This window comes from Pseudomonas sp. 22526 (assembly GCF_052044735.1).
In the GTDB taxonomy this organism is placed as follows: Bacteria; Pseudomonadota; Gammaproteobacteria; order Pseudomonadales; family Pseudomonadaceae; genus Aquipseudomonas; species Aquipseudomonas piscium.
This window is the reverse complement of record NZ_JBQENK010000003.1, coordinates 437,051-451,300: the sequence shown is the minus strand read 5'-3', so window position 1 is coordinate 451,300 and position 14,250 is coordinate 437,051. Positions and strand designations below refer to the sequence as shown.

The 14,250-nt window shown below is 63.3% G+C and carries 11 protein-coding genes; 5 read left to right on the top strand and 6 right to left on the bottom strand.

Annotated elements, in window-relative coordinates; genetic code table 11:
- The first annotated feature begins 151 nt into the window (after nt 1-151).
- Nucleotides 152-979: a class I SAM-dependent methyltransferase gene (locus tag ACTJKT_RS06875; RefSeq protein ID WP_440786584.1), complete on the top strand. Its 828-nt coding sequence runs from the start codon at nt 152-154 to the stop codon at nt 977-979.
- A 224-nt stretch (nt 980-1,203) separates the two neighbouring features.
- Here ACTJKT_RS06875 and ACTJKT_RS06870 read toward each other — a convergent pair whose 3' ends face one another.
- The 4 genes from ACTJKT_RS06870 to ACTJKT_RS06855 form a co-directional block, all read right to left on the bottom strand.
- Nucleotides 1,204-1,425: an MbtH family protein gene (locus ACTJKT_RS06870; RefSeq protein WP_202697132.1), complete on the bottom strand. Its 222-nt coding sequence runs from the start codon at nt 1,423-1,425 to the stop codon at nt 1,204-1,206.
- A gap of 81 nt (nt 1,426-1,506) precedes the next feature.
- Nucleotides 1,507-2,919: an aspartate aminotransferase family protein gene (locus ACTJKT_RS06865; RefSeq protein WP_440786583.1), complete on the bottom strand. Its 1,413-nt coding sequence runs from the start codon at nt 2,917-2,919 to the stop codon at nt 1,507-1,509.
- Nucleotides 2,920-3,176: 257 nt separating this feature from the next.
- A complete protein-coding gene (locus ACTJKT_RS06860) occupies nt 3,177-4,499 on the bottom strand; it encodes an ATP-binding protein (RefSeq protein ID WP_440786582.1) in 1,323 nt (440 codons plus the stop codon).
- A 3-nt stretch (nt 4,500-4,502) separates the two neighbouring features.
- Nucleotides 4,503-5,180, bottom strand: a complete 678-nt coding sequence (locus ACTJKT_RS06855; RefSeq protein WP_053280260.1) for a response regulator — start codon at nt 5,178-5,180, stop codon at nt 4,503-4,505.
- A gap of 154 nt (nt 5,181-5,334) precedes the next feature.
- Here ACTJKT_RS06855 and dsbD point away from each other — a divergent pair, with 154 nt between their 5' ends.
- From dsbD to ACTJKT_RS06835, 4 genes are all read left to right on the top strand, one after another.
- The gene (gene dsbD, locus ACTJKT_RS06850) at nt 5,335-7,071 is read left to right on the top strand and encodes a protein-disulfide reductase DsbD (RefSeq protein ID WP_440786581.1); all 1,737 of its coding nucleotides are present in this window, start codon (nt 5,335-5,337) and stop codon (nt 7,069-7,071) included.
- Nucleotides 7,071-7,943, top strand: a complete 873-nt coding sequence (locus ACTJKT_RS06845; protein ID WP_440786580.1) for a prolipoprotein diacylglyceryl transferase family protein — start codon at nt 7,071-7,073, stop codon at nt 7,941-7,943. The genes dsbD and ACTJKT_RS06845 overlap by 1 nt, the downstream gene beginning before the upstream one ends.
- Complete coding sequence (gene dsbG, locus ACTJKT_RS06840; protein WP_440786579.1) at nt 7,919-8,686, top strand: thiol:disulfide interchange protein DsbG; 768 nt, start codon at nt 7,919-7,921, stop codon at nt 8,684-8,686. The genes ACTJKT_RS06845 and dsbG overlap by 25 nt, the downstream gene beginning before the upstream one ends.
- A gap of 94 nt (nt 8,687-8,780) precedes the next feature.
- Nucleotides 8,781-12,143, top strand: coding sequence for a DEAD/DEAH box helicase (locus tag ACTJKT_RS06835; protein WP_440786578.1), 3,363 nt, complete (start codon nt 8,781-8,783; stop codon nt 12,141-12,143).
- A gap of 138 nt (nt 12,144-12,281) precedes the next feature.
- Here ACTJKT_RS06835 and ACTJKT_RS06830 read toward each other — a convergent pair whose 3' ends face one another.
- Both ACTJKT_RS06830 and ACTJKT_RS06825 read right to left on the bottom strand, forming a co-directional pair.
- Nucleotides 12,282-12,656, bottom strand: a complete 375-nt coding sequence (locus tag ACTJKT_RS06830) for a DUF6124 family protein (protein ID WP_440786577.1) — start codon at nt 12,654-12,656, stop codon at nt 12,282-12,284.
- Nucleotides 12,657-13,157: 501 nt separating this feature from the next.
- Entirely contained in the window at nt 13,158-14,210 is a 1,053-nt protein-coding gene (locus ACTJKT_RS06825) for a hypothetical protein (protein WP_440786576.1), read from the bottom strand.
- Nucleotides 14,211-14,250: the final 40 nt, after the last annotated feature.

Sequence of the window (14,250 nt, the reverse complement as noted above, 5' to 3'; positions counted from 1 at the left end):
CTACGCGGAGTAACTGGACACCGCGTCATCGTTCATCGCGAGCAAGCTTCGCTCCTACAGAAGCAATGCGCGGCTTACAAATTCCTCCAAGAATCGCCCGCGTCGCCGGTGCTAGCCTGCTGCTCCCATCGAACGGACAGGAAGCCCCGCCATGAGTGACTACCTCAAGCTCAACCAGGCCAACTGGGACGAGCGCGCACCGCTGCACGCGGCCTCGCCGGACTACCAGGCACAGATGTTTGTCGACGACCCGCGGCACCTGTCCGAGGTGGTGCGTTTCGACCTGCCGCTGCTGGGAGACATCAGCGGCCTGCGCGGCGTGCATCTGCAATGCCATATCGGCACCGACACCCTGTCGCTGGCGCGCCTCGGCGCGCGGATGACCGGGCTGGATTTCTCCCCCGCCTCCCTGGCCGAAGCCCGCAGCCTGACGGCGCGCACCGGTACGACTATCGAGTTCGTCGAGTCCGACGTCTACAAGGCCTCCGAGGTACTGCCCAAGGGAGCCTTCGATCTGGTCTACACCGGGATCGGCGCCCTGTGCTGGCTGCCCAGCGTCGACACCTGGGCGCGCAATGTCAGCGAATTGCTCAAGCCCGGCGGCCGGCTGTTTATCCGCGAAGGCCACCCGATGCTCTGGGCTCTGGACGAAAGCCGCGAGGATGCACTGGTGGTGGATTTGCCCTACTTCGAGCACAGCGAACCGCTGGTGTGGGACGACGACAGCACCTACGTCAGCACCGACCGGCCAATCAAGGCCACGGTGACCCATGCGTGGAACCACGGCCTGGGGGAAATCGTCAGCGCGCTGCTCAAGCATGGCCTGGAGATCAGCGGCCTGGTGGAACACCAGAGCATCCCCTGGGACGCCCTGCCCGGGCAGATGCGTTGTGACGAACAGGGCGAATGGCACCTCAAGGAAGCGCCCTTGCGCTTGCCGCTGAGCTACACCTTGCAAGCGGTCAAACGCCCGATCTGACACCCACAAAAAAGCCCGCTGAACCTGAAACGTTCAGCGGGCTTTTTACATCACCTACATCCCCTGTAGCCGCTGCCGAGCCTGCGAGGCTGCGATCGGGCGCGAAGCGGCCGTAATGGGGCCAATGCGATTATCCTGACCCAACGCATTGTCAGGTTTTGCGCCTGCTGCGCAGTCGATCGCAGCCTCGCCAGGGCTCGGCAGCGGCTACAGGGGCGGGGCAATCAGTTGGCCGCCTGGGCGTCCATCTTCTGCCGCAGGCTCAGCGGGCGCATGTCGGTCCACACCTCTTCGATGTAGGCCAGGCATTCCTTTTTCAGGCCGCTCTTGCCCACGGTGCGCCAGCCTTGCGGCACAGCCTTGTAATCCGGCCAGATCGAATACTGCTCCTCATGGTTGACCACTACCTGAAAGAGGATGTCCTCGCGGTCAAATACTGAAGTCATTACGTGTCTCCATCGCTGTAAGGCTCGCTGCGCTGAACGCGCAGCGGTTGTGAATAAGGAACGTTCAAGGCCTGCGGAAAATTAGAGGCTGGCGACCGCCGCCGCCAAAGCCCGGCTGAAAATATCCGCCACCTGGTCGATTTCCGCCGCGGTGATCACCAGCGGCGGCAGGAAACGCACCACGCTGCCATGGCGCCCGCCCATTTCCAGGATCAACCCACGCTTGAGGCATTCTCGCTGTACCAGCGGCGCCAGGCGGCTGAACTGCGGCGGATGGCCCAGGGCGTCTTTCTCGCCGCTCGGGTCCACCAGCTCGATCCCCAGCATCAGGCCGCGCCCGCGAATGTCGCCCATCTGCGGGAAGTCGCGCTGCAGGATCCGCAGGTGCTCGCGCAAACGCTCGCCCATGGCGGCGGCATGCTCGGCCACCTTGTGCTCCTTGAGGTAGCGCATCACCGCAGAACCGGTGGCCATGGCCATCTGGTTGCCACGGAAGGTGCCGGCATGGGCGCCCGGCAGCCAGGTGTCGAGCCAGTCGCGGTAGACCACCACCGCCATCGGCAGGCTGCCGCCGATGGCCTTGGACATCACCACCACATCCGGAATGATCCCGGCGTGTTCGAAGGCGAACATCTTGCCGGTGCGACCGAAACCGCTCTGGATCTCATCGACGATCAAGGCCACGCCGGCCTTTTCAGTGATGCGACGCACACCGCGCAGCCAGTCGAGGTCGGCGGGAATCACCCCGCCCTCGCCCTGCACCACTTCGACGATGATTGCTGCCGGCAACTGCACGCCAGCTTCCGGATCGCTCAGCAGGTTTTCCAGGTAGCTCAGGTTGGCCTTCACCCCGGCTTCACCACCCAGGCCGAACGGGCAGCGGTAGTCGTAAGGGAACGGCAGGATCTGCACGCCGCTGGTCAGCAGCGCACCCAACGGCCGCTTCGGCCCCAGGCTGCCCATCAGGCTCAAGGCGCCCTGGGTCATGCCGTGGTAAGCGCCCTGGAACGACAGCACGGTGCTGCGGCCGGTCGCGGTGCGGGTCAGCTTCAATGCCGCTTCCACGGCATCGGTGCCGGTGGGGCCGCAGAACTGGATCTTCGCCTCGGCGGCCAGGGCCGGCGGCAGCAGGCCGAACAGGTCCTGGACGAACTGGTCCTTGACCGGGGTGGTCAGGTCCAGGGTCAGCAGCGGCAGCTCATCGGCCAGCACCTGCTGGATCGCCTCGATCACCACCGGGTGGTTGTGGCCCAGGGCCAGGGTCCCGGCGCCGGCCAGGCAGTCGATGAAACGCCGGCCTTCGACGTCCTCGACATGAATCCCGCGCGCCCGCTTGAGCGCCAGGGGAATGCGCCGCGGGTAGCTGCGGGCATTGGATTCCTGCTGGTTCTGCCGGGCCAGCAACGGCGATTCGGTGAACTGGTAAAGCGTCTCGGCCGGCGCGGCACTAGTCCGCGCGGGCTGATCCTCGACAAGGCTGGTAGCAACTGACATCTCTCGAATCCTCACGCTGATGAGTTGAGCGAAACCGCACACCACGCAGGTACGCAGCCGGGTCAGCGCGCACTCGCAGGTTTTCCTGTTCTGGAAACGCATCAGCGACGAGAGGATTTACACCCGGGAGAGGGTTTATTGCGTATCAACCATAAAGGTTATGGTGGACATGAGAACGCCATCGCGGGCAAGCCTCGCTCCTACAGGATTTTGTAGGAGCGAGCGGGCGGCGATCCGACTTGCTCGCGATGAGGCCGTCAGGCCGATTGCAGCGGCATGGTCAACTCGACCCGCAAGCCATCCGGCCGGCTGTCGAAATGCAGCACGCAGCCGCAGCGCTGGACAATCGCCTGGACGATGGCCAGGCCCAGGCCGCAACCGGTGCTCTGGCCGTTGCGCCAGAAGCGTTGGGTCAGGTGCTGCAAGTCATCCTCGGGAATGCCGCTGCCATGGTCGCGTACCTGGAAGCGCACCCGGTTGCCGAGGGTTTCCAGGTTCAGTTCCACCGGCGCATCGCTCGGGGTATGGCGCAGGGCGTTGTCCAGCAGGTTGCGCAACGCGGCGATGGCCAGCACCGAGGGCATTTCCAGCGGCGCCGCCGACACCCGCTCGTCGATATGCAGCCGGACCCGCTGCCGGGCGCCGCTGGCGGCGTCCTGGATCGCGGTTTTCGCCACCTGTTCGGCATTGCACTGCACGCCGTCCTCGAACGACAGGCTGCCTTCGACCCGGGCCAGCAACAGCAGCTGTTCCAGGGTCCGGTGCAAGCGGTCGGCGCCTTCTTCGGCGCGTGCCAGGGATTGATCGCGGGCCGCACCGTCGGTCATGCGCGCCACTTGCAGGTGGGTCTTGATCGCCGTCAGCGGGCTGCGCAATTCGTGGGCGGCATCGCCGGTCAGGCGGCGCTCGCGCTCGATGGTCTTGCCGATGCGCTGGAACAGCTGGTTCTGGGTTTCCAGCAATGGCCGCAGCTCGCTGGGCAGCGGATAGATCTGCAAGGGTTCCAGGGAATCGGCGCTGCGGCGCATCAAGGCGTCGCGCATGCGGTTCAGCGGCGCCAGGCCCTGGCCCATCCCCAGCCACAACAACCACAGGCACGCCAGCAGCGCCACGCCCACCGGCACAGACGCCGCCAGCAACACCGACATATTCAGCGCCTCGCGCTCGACATGGCGATCGGCGGTGGTGATACGCAGGTCGCCCCGGGCCAGGGTGAAGCTGCGCCAGCGCACGCCATCGATCATCTGGTCGTGAAAGCCCAGGCGTTCGGCTTCGAGTTTTTCGTCGGGATGGTTATGGCTGCGGGCGAGGATCTCGCCGCGCAGGGAGCTGACCTGGCAGGCCATGCCCCCGGGAATGTTCAGCTGTTCGGCGCTGAAATGGGTGCCCTCGCCCTTGCTCGGCAACGGCGGCAACTGCTCCAGGAGGCCAGCGACCATGCGCGCCGAAGCCACCAGGCGCTGGTCGAGGGAAAACATCATCTGGTTGCGCAAGTCGCTGAACATCCAGGCCGCGGCCAGCGCCCAGATCAGCACGAAGGCCGCACCGATGGTCAGGCTCAGGCGCAAACGCAGGCTCATCACTTACGACTCCTCCCCACCATCCGCCGGCCCCAGGCGATAGCCCAGGCCACGCACGGTCTCGACGATGCCGTTGCCGAGTTTGCGCCGCAGGTGGTGGATGTGCACGTTGAGGGCATTGCTTTCCAGTTCGTCGTTGAAGCCGTAGACGCTGTCCTTGAGCTGCTCGCTGGACAGCACCCGGCCGCGGTTATGCAGCAGCGCCTGGAGCAGCGACTGCTCGCGTCGCGACAGGTCCACCGGCTGGCCGCCGAGCAGGGTTTCGCGGGTGCTCGGGTCGTAGGTCAGGCGGCCGTGTTCGATCAGGTTGACACTGCGCCCCGCCACCCGGCGCAACAGGGTATGCAGGCGCGCCGCCAGTTCCCGCAGGTCGAAGGGCTTGAGCAGGTAATCGTCGGCGCCGGCCTGCAGGCCGTCGACCCGGTCGGTGACCGAGTCCCGCGCGGTGAGGATCAGCACCGGGATTTCCAGGCCATTGTGGCGCAGTTGCTTGAGCAGCTTCAGGCCGTCTTCGTCGGGCAGGCCGAGGTCGAGCACCATCACGTCGAATTCCGCCACGCCGAGCATGGCCCGCGCCGCCGAGGCCGTGGCCACGTGCTCGACCGTCAGGCCCTGGGCCGTAAGGCCGGCCATGATCCCGCTGGCAATCAGTTCATCATCTTCACAGACCAGTACGTGCATGGTGAAACCTGTAGAAAAGGGGTGCATTAAAACTATTGCCGATTAAGCCGACATTATGCCCGCACCGCCAGTGTCACAAGGCGTGCAGGGTTAATCATCGGTTAATCGCCGTCGGCCATTGTGCCCGTCACTTGCACCGGTTTAAGGCTTTTCCATGCGTCGTCTGTTCATCCTGTTGTTCATGCTGCTGTCGGGCCTGGCCCAGGCGGGTAACAACCCGTTCGAGGTCAAACCCGACTTTCTCCCGGTCGGCAAAGCCTTCATCTTCACCTCCGAACGCCTGGCGTCGGGGGAAACCCAGCTGTTCTGGCAGATCGCCGACGGCTATTACCTGTATCAGCAACGGCTGCGATTCGACGGCCTGGCGGACGCGCACAAACCGGCGCTGCCCGAGGGCGAGGCCCATAGCGACGAATTCTTCGGCGCGCAGCAGGTGTATCGCCAGGGCCTGGAACTGAAAATCCCCGCTGGTGCCACCGGCAAGGTCAAGCTCGGCTGGCAAGGCTGCGCCGACGCCGGCCTGTGCTACCCGCCGCAATCCTTGGAAGTGGACCTGGGCGGCAGCCCGGCCGCCGCTACCGGAGCCAGCACCGAGGCCAGCGACCAGGCCCTGGCCAGCGGCCTGCAACAGCGGGCCCTGGGCTGGAGCCTGCTGGTGTTCTTCGGCCTGGGCCTGTTGCTGGCCTTCGCCCCCTGCTCGCTGCCGATGCTGCCGATCCTCGCCGGCCTGGTGGTGGGCAGCGGCGCCAGCCCGCGTCGCGGCTTGGCCCTGGCCGGCAGCTATGTGCTGTGCATGGCCCTGGTCTACGCCTCTATGGGTGTGCTCGCCGCACTGCTCGGCGCCAACCTGCAAGCCCTGTTGCAACAGCCCTGGCTGCTGGGCAGCTTTGCCGCGGTGTTCGTGATCCTGGCGCTGCCGATGTTCGGCTTCTTCGAGATGCAACTGCCGGCGGCCCTGCGCGACCGCCTGGAAAACGCCAGCCGTTCGCGCAGCGGCGGCAGCCTGGTCGGCGCCGGGGTGCTCGGCGCCCTGTCCGGCCTGCTGGTGGGCCCATGCATGACCGCGCCGCTGGCCGGCGCCCTGCTGTACATCGCCCAGAGCGGCAACGCCCTGCACGGCGGGCTGATCCTGTTCGTCATGGGCCTGGGCATCGGCCTGCCGCTGTTGCTGCTGGTGACGGTGGGCAACCGCTTCCTGCCCAAGCCTGGCCCGTGGATGAACCTGCTCAAGGGCGTGTTCGGCTTCCTGTTCCTCGGCACCGCCATCGTGCTGCTGCGCCCGGTGCTCGACGAGTCGCTGTGGATAGGTTTGTGGGGCGCGCTGGCGCTGGTCCTGGCCTACACCACTTGGCAGCAGATGCGCGCGGCCGGGCGTGCTGGCCACCTGTTCGGCGCCGGCTCGGTGGTGTTCGGCCTCTGGGGCAGCCTGCTGCTGGTGGGCGCCGCCGGTGGCAGCGACGACCTGTGGCGACCGCTGAAGGTCTACAGCGGCGGCAATGGCGTGGCGGCGGTCAGCGCCCACGACGCCTTCACCAGCGTCAAGGACCCGGCCAACCTGCAAAGCGTCCTCGACACGGCCAAAGCCCAGGGCCAGTGGGTGCTGCTGGACTACTACGCGGACTGGTGCGTGTCCTGCAAGATCATGGAGAAACAGGTGTTCGGCCAACCCCAGGTCCTCGACGCCCTGAAAGACGTGCGCCTGCTGCGCCTGGACGTGACGGCCGACAACGCCGCCAGCCGTGAACTGCTCAACCGGTATAAAGTGCCGGGGCCGCCGAGCCTGCTGTGGATCGGCCCGGACGGCGAAGAACGACGCAGCCAGCGGATTACCGGCGAGGTAGACGCCGCTGGCTTCCTGCAACGCTGGACCGCTACCCGAGAAGCCCGTTGATGCTGACCTTTACCATCGGCACCTTTGCCATCGCGCTCAACCACCTGCTGCTGATCAGTGCCCTGGCGCTGGCCACCTTTGTCGGTTGGCGAGTCGCCAAGCGCGGTGGCGAGAACCCGGAATCGGTGCTGTTCGGCCTGTTCCTGCTGGGCATGCTGGCGGCGCGCATCGGCTTCGTGATCGCCTACTGGAAGCATTACCGCCACGACCTGTGGCTGATCATCGACCTGCGCGACGGCGGTTTTCTCCCTTGGCCGGGGGTCATCGTCCTGCTGCTGGCCGCCCTCGCCTGGGGCTGGCGCCGCCCGGCCCTGCGCAAACCGCTGGGCGCCGGGGTCGGCAGCGGCCTGGCGTTCTGGCTGCTCGCCACCCTGTCCCTGAGCATCTTCGAACAAGGCACGCGGCTGCCGGACATCGCCCTGCGCAACGCCGACGGCGGCACCGTGCAACTGACCAGCTACCAGGGCAAGCCCCTGGTGATCAATCTCTGGGCCACCTGGTGCCCGCCCTGCCGCCGGGAAATGCCGGTGCTGGAAAGAGCCCAGCAGCAGCGCCCGGACCTGACCTTCCTGTTCGTCAACCAGGCCGAAAGCATGCAGAGCGTCAGCACCTTCCTGGCCACCCAGGACCTCAACCTGAACAACGTGCTGTTCGACGGCAGCGGCCGCCTGGGCCAGGCCGTGGGCTCCATGGCGCTACCGACTACGCTGTTCTATAGCGCTGACGGGCGCATGCTCGGCAGCCACCTCGGCGAGCTGTCCGAGGCCAGCCTGGCCCGCGCCCTGGAACATTTCGACCGACCGCATTCGACCACGGCCACGCAGGCCGCCCCTTCAAGGAAACTGCCATGCCCTTCATCCGCCACCTGCTGAGCCTGTCCCTGGGCGCGGCCCTGCTCCAGGTACCGCTGCTGCACGCCGAAGAACTGCCCCTGGCGATCAAGAACATCGAAGCCAAAGGCGCCAAGATCGTCGGCAGCTTCGACGCCCCGGACGGCCTCAAGGGTTATGCCGCGCAGTACCAGAACCGTGGCATGGCCCTGTACCTGACCCCTGATGGCAAGCATGTGCTGCTGGGCAACCTGTACGACGCCGACGGCAAGGACCTGAGCGCCGAACCGCTGCAGAAACTGGTGTATGCGCCGATGGCCAAGGCCGTCTGGGCCAAGATGGAAAAGAGCAACTGGATCGCCGACGGCAAGGCCGACGCACCGCGCGTGGTCTACCTGTTCAGCGACCCCAACTGCCCCTACTGCAACATGTTCTGGGAACAGGCGCGGCCCTGGGTGAACGCCGGCAAGGTCCAGCTGCGGCACATCATGGTCGGCATCATCCGCGAAGACAGCCCGGGCAAATCCGCCGCCCTGCTGGCCGCCAAAGACCCACAGAAAGCCCTGCAAGACCACGAAAAAGCCGGCAAGGGCAGCAGCCTCAAAGCCCTGGACAAGATCCCCGCCGAAGTCCAGGCCAAGCTCGACGCCAACATGGCGCTGATGGACGAACTGGAACTGTCCGCCACCCCGGCGATCTTCTACATGGACGACCAGGGCGAACTGCAACAGCAACAAGGCGCCCCGGCGCCGGGCAAGCTGGTGAAGATTCTCGGGCCCAAATGAATGAGATGCGCCAAGACCTGACCCGTAATGGCCTTTAGCCTTACCGACAGCGTTACACTACTGCCTTTATTCACGCAGACAGGGAAGTGACGTTTTGATAGCTCAAGGACAAGCTAGGCTTTTAGACATTCTCGACTACTGGCACAAGGTGGAGTTCTTTCTACCTTATGCCCTCGAGAAATATGTTGAGGACTTCAAGGAATGGGAGACCCGATGGCTCTCCCAGGAAGATCTCCAGCAGAGCAAGGACAGCCACTGGCGCAACTTTTCCATACCTGACGACCTTCAAGTCAAAGGCTTCAACCTCTACATCGGGGTCTTTGATGCCTCCGTCATTGCAGCTCTTTGCGAACCGCACCTGGCCGCTTTATCGGTAGACGAGAACACCTTCTATGAAGAACAGGAACGGGTGGAGCTTGAAGGGCTGACGTGCTTTGCCAAGATCAAGCTCAATGCTCAAGCCGTCCCGCAACTGGACGCTGTGTCACTGTCGACGGCTCCTTGGGCCCTGGGGCAAACGGTGAGCAAAGGGCTTGGCGCTCTTGGCCATCAAGCTTTCGAAGACGCCAAGGAGCAGTTGATCAAACTGCTGCACAACTTCCATGGACAGCGTCAGCAAAACGATGACCCGGCCTTGATGGCCGAGGAAGTCATGCATTTGCATCAACTGCTGTGCAACTGGGCCAGTTTCACGCCAGAGCAGAACAGCGGTACCGCGGTCGCATTGCTTCAAGTCCTGACCCAGCCCAAGGTCGAGAAACCACTCACGCAGCCCTCTGTGGCACAGGCAACGGAAGTCGAGGACGAAGAAGAACCCGATACCGAGATCGACATACTCAACAGCTTTTTCATAAAAGACATCGAGCGTGCGATCGCCAGCTTGCAGCGCAAAGAACAACCGCTGCCTTTGCTTCAGTACCTGGGCGAAGCCGACCCGAGCAAAAGAATCGACCTGTATACCGATCATGGTCGCACGGCCATTTACCAGGCCCTGCAACCGCAATGCATAAACCCCGGGCATTGGCCGGATGAACCCGGCCATGCCATGAGCCTGATGCAACAATTCGCGATCAATACCGCGCTCAGCACCTTGAAAAACAGTGGAGTGTTCTCCGTTAACGGGCCACCCGGGACAGGCAAAACGACCTTATTGCGCGACATGTTCGCCGAGAACATTGTTCGTCGAGCACGGGTATTGGCGGGATACAGCGAGGCAGCAGACGCTTTTGTTGGCGGGAAAAAACCGCAGGTCACCTTCAAGGGCATGCCCAATACCTACACCATCCGCGCGCTCAAGCCGGAGCTGACCGGTTATGAAATGGTGGTGGCCTCCTCCAACAATGCCGCCGTGGAAAACATTTCCCGGGACCTGCCCAAACGCAAATCCCTGGGAAAATGCTGGAACAACCTGCAGTACCTGCAACCGGTCGCCCATAAGATTGCTGCCCAAAAAAGCGATGGCAGCATCAGTCCCCTGTCCGATGAGGACAAACCCTGGGGGTTGATCTGCGCCGCACTCGGTAACAGCAGCAACCGAAAAGCCCTGCAGGAACGTTTGTTTTTCAACCCGGTAGACACCACTGAGCCCAATCCGCCCCTGACGATTCGGCAATGGGTGGATGACTATAAGGGCCCCACCTTCAAGGATGCCTGCGCAGCCTTCAAAAAAGCCGACGAGGATGTCAGCAAGGCGTTGGAGGAACGAGCCCGCTACGCCAGCCTGCTGGAAGAAATGGCGGCTACCGATGAACAGGCCTTCCTGCACCTTCAACAGCAGTCATTCGATCAAGCCGAACAGACCAGAGTGTCCGCCCAGCAAGCCCTCGACCGCCAGCAACAGCAACTTCAAGCATCGACGCAGGATCTGAGCGGCTTGCGGGAACTGGAGCGCCTGATCGATCGCGGTCGTCCGGTCTGGTGGCAGCGCTTGTTCAATACCCAGGCAGCCAAGGCCCATCGTGATGAACAACTGGAAAATGCCCGGCTTCAGCGTCTGGCGCATGAAGAGATCAACCGCGCGAAAAGCCTTCTGAACAATAGCCTCGTACCGGAACTCGAACGCGCGCAAACCGCATTGCTGTTCTGTGCAAGCGAACTCGACACCCGTAAAGCGCAATGGCACAGCAAGAGCCAATGCCTGGACGATTTTGCCAGCCGCCTGGGCCGTCCGAACCTGCCAGGCCAACTGAGTGAACTGGAGAACAGCGACTTCCAGATCAATGGGCTTTGGCATGATGCCGCACTCAATCGATTGCGCTCGACCTTGTTCGCCGCGGCGTTGACCTTGCATGAGGCCTGGCTTGCCGAGGTCGCGCCCTCAGGCTCGAACGGCAAGGGCTTCAGCGCCAACCTTGCAGCCATCAGCCTGTTGCTGAGCAACAAGACACCCGAGGATGAGCGACTGACCCAGGTGCTCTGGCAAAGCCTGTTCATGGTGATCCCGGTGGTCTCGAGCACCTTTGCCTCCTTTGGTAACCAATTCCGTGGGTTGGGGGCCGGCTCTCTGGGCTGGCTATACATCGACGAAGCAGGGCAAGCCGTACCCCAGGCCGCCGTCGGCGCCTTGTGGCGGGCGCAACGAGCCATGGTGGTGGGCGATCCCCTGCAAATCGAGCCGGTCTTCACCCTCCCGCAACGCCTGGTCAAGACCCTGGGCCAGCTATCGGCACACACGGCAAACGATGCCTTCGCCCCCAATCGCGTGTCGGTCCAGAGCCTGGCGGACCAGAACAATCGTTATGGCAGCGTGTTCAAGAACGACACCGACGAAGAGCTGTGGATCGGCAGCCCGTTGAGGGTCCACAGACGCTGCATCGAACCCATGTTCAGCCTGTCGAACCAGATCGCCTACGGTAACAAGATGGTCTTTGGCCTACCCAACGCCCACGCAGAACAGGACGCCCCGGTGTACAGCTCCAGTTGCTGGGTCGATATCCCTGGCAATGTCGAACACAAACAGGTCGTCCCCAGGCAGATCGAGTTCATGGTCGATCTTCTCGGGCAGCTGTACCTGCGCGATGGAGAACTGCCGCAGCTGTACGTGATCTCGCCGTTCAAGGCCGTGCGCCTGGCCCTGCAAAAAGCCATACGCGCGGCGGCCTGGGCCAGGCCCAACCATCGCCCGAAATTACCCGCGGGTGACTTGAAGCAGTGGTTGAAAGCCTCCATCGGCACCGTGCATACCTTCCAGGGCAAGGAGCAAGACACCGTGTTCATGCTGCTGGGGGCAGACCCTGAGCATGCGGGAGCGGCGCAGTGGGCCGCCTCCAAACCCAACCTGTTGAACGTTGCCCTCACCCGGGCCAAACGTCGGGTCTATCTGGTGGGGGATTTTGAACTGTGGGGGTCGCTGCGCTATTTCGATGCGCTGAGTCGCGGCAAATTTCCGCTGCAAAGAATGGGGCCTGCCGCATTTCTGGCAAAACTGAATGCGCTGGAAGAACCCATCTCAAGTTGAATACCGCCAGCGACTGACGCTGACCTGAAGAGATTTCGTGAACGCGCTCGCCCCCACGGATACCTGATTGTGAAACAACTATCAGGACCCTGTGGGGGCGAACCCGCTCACGATGGGCGCTTCAAAAACAGTATTGGTTCAACGAGCCCCGCGCCCATCCAGCAACGCATCCACCACCGCCCTGGCCATTTCCACGGAATGGACCATCGACCAGATCAACCCACGCTCCAGGCCACTGCCGCGTTCGGTGATTTCATCGCTGACTTCTTCAGCGCATTTGAGCAACAGCGACACATGCACCAGGGCTTCTTCGGCGCTGATGCCTTCGCGTACGTGGAACAAGGAATCCGGGGTGACACGCACCGCCGCGGTGGTGGCCAAGGACGCGAATGGCAGCGCCTCGACAGGTTGCTCGGCCAGGGATTCACGCAGGGCCTGGTTGGCCCGTTTCAGTTCGGGAAAACGGTAGGTGCTGGGGGAATCGCTGGGTGGATCGGGGACTAGCTTTTTCATGGTTGAGTTCCTTGCAGAGAAAAGGAACTGACACCGTTCGCTTGCACACGAATTAAGGTGGCAGCCGTACGCAGGTGTGCAAGACCGAGTCTGCAAGAACACCCGGCAGATCCGAAGATCTCCCGCGCACGGCCGCCATAACACCGCGGACATGAAAACGCTCAATCTCTGAGCGTTTGTGCATCTTTGCAGAATTCGGACTTGCACATCCGTGTCATCGATTTGGCGATGACCCAGGCAGCCTAGCCCCGCATACAGGCGCACTCAAGCGCGCAGAAGTTTCTAGGAAATACCTTACAAAAGAAAGCGAATCAGCCCCTGTAGCCGCTGCCGAGCGCAGCGAGGCTGCGATCGACTGCGCAGCAGGCGCCAAACCTGCCTATGCGGTGTATCAGGAAAAATACCGTCGCTTGATTTGCGGCCGCTTCGCGCCCGATCGCAGCCTCGCTACGCTCGGCAGCGGCTACAGGGGTGTCAGAATTCGGCGTTTATGCGTAAGGCTCAGGCAAATTCGTCCGGCGCTTCGCGGGCGAGGATGTTCTCCAACTCGCCCGTGTCTCCCCGTTCGTTGAGGAGGCCGCGGACCTGATCGACCCACACCTTTTCCGAAGCAATCCCCGCCCACGACTGGCTGCCGAAGCCGTGATACGGACGGTCATCGAAGGTGCTGATCAGCAGTTGGTTGAAGCGCACCGTCTCCAGGTTCTTGCGCTGGATCTGCATCTGCAGGGCCCCCAACACCTTCTGCTGCTCTTGCGGGTTCGGGCGATAGCTGAAGAGCCGCGGCGAGCTGAGCACCAGGAACTCCGGTGGAAGGTTTTCATCGATGGCCGCCTGCAAGCGGTAATGGCCATCGAGAATCAGGTGGCAGCTCAGGCCGCTGACGTACCACAGCAGGATGGGCGGCAAGCTGCCTTCGCGGGCTTTCTTGCGCCACCATTTGAGGCGCCCGGAATGCGGGTCCACTGCATGCAGGCCGACCACTGCGCCGCCACTCTCGCCCAACTCGACCCAGCGCGCCGCGCCGGGTTGCCGGTTGTCGAGGATGTTGCGGCCGTGGATCGCCCACTGCGGCATGTGGCTCAGGGCGTCTTCGCCGCCCTTGAAGTACCAGGCTTCGGTGCCGCTCAGCAACGGCCGCATCGGCTTGGGGGATTCCGGGCGCAGCGCCCGTACCAGCCAGTAGCCGGGGTAGAAAAAGTCCGGCTGGTGCTGCATCAACTGCTGGACGAAGAAGCGGCTCCAGGCCTTGAGGCGCAAGGCCGGGTCGAGGCGTGCCTGTTGCTCCACCTGGGGCGAATCGATGGGGCCCACCAGAGTTTGCGGTAACTGCTCCAGCAGGTGATTGCGTACCAGCCACACGCCGTAAAGGCAGCGGGACATGGTGCCCCAGAGCAGGGTCTGGTCCCCCAGCACCAGTTGCATGCGTCGGTTGTTGCCACTGAGCAGGCGCAGGTTCGGCTTGCCGCTGGCCGGGCGCTTGACGTCCACCCCGAGGCCGTTCCAGTTGCCAGCCAGATCCTCGATATCCCGCCAGTGAATGTGTTCCGTCATGGCCCCTATCCCTGAATGAAAACGCCCGGCGCAGATGCTA

What these genes read in the sequence shown, in the direction of transcription:
- ACTJKT_RS06875 (WP_440786584.1), top strand. Translation starts at nt 152, where the DNA reads ATGAGTGACTACCTCAAGCTCAACCAGGCCAACTGGGACGAGCGCGCA.
- ACTJKT_RS06870 (WP_202697132.1), bottom strand. Translation starts at nt 1,425, where the DNA reads ATGACTTCAGTATTTGACCGCGAGGACATCCTCTTTCAGGTAGTGGTC.
- ACTJKT_RS06865 (WP_440786583.1), bottom strand. Translation starts at nt 2,919, where the DNA reads ATGTCAGTTGCTACCAGCCTTGTCGAGGATCAGCCCGCGCGGACTAGT.
- ACTJKT_RS06860 (WP_440786582.1), bottom strand. Translation starts at nt 4,499, where the DNA reads ATGAGCCTGCGTTTGCGCCTGAGCCTGACCATCGGTGCGGCCTTCGTG.
- ACTJKT_RS06855 (WP_053280260.1), bottom strand. Translation starts at nt 5,180, where the DNA reads ATGCACGTACTGGTCTGTGAAGATGATGAACTGATTGCCAGCGGGATC.
- dsbD (WP_440786581.1), top strand. Translation starts at nt 5,335, where the DNA reads ATGCGTCGTCTGTTCATCCTGTTGTTCATGCTGCTGTCGGGCCTGGCC.
- ACTJKT_RS06845 (WP_440786580.1), top strand. Translation starts at nt 7,071, where the DNA reads ATGCTGACCTTTACCATCGGCACCTTTGCCATCGCGCTCAACCACCTG.
- dsbG (WP_440786579.1), top strand. Translation starts at nt 7,919, where the DNA reads ATGCCCTTCATCCGCCACCTGCTGAGCCTGTCCCTGGGCGCGGCCCTG.
- ACTJKT_RS06830 (WP_440786577.1), bottom strand. Translation starts at nt 12,656, where the DNA reads ATGAAAAAGCTAGTCCCCGATCCACCCAGCGATTCCCCCAGCACCTAC.
- ACTJKT_RS06825 (WP_440786576.1), bottom strand. Translation starts at nt 14,210, where the DNA reads ATGACGGAACACATTCACTGGCGGGATATCGAGGATCTGGCTGGCAAC.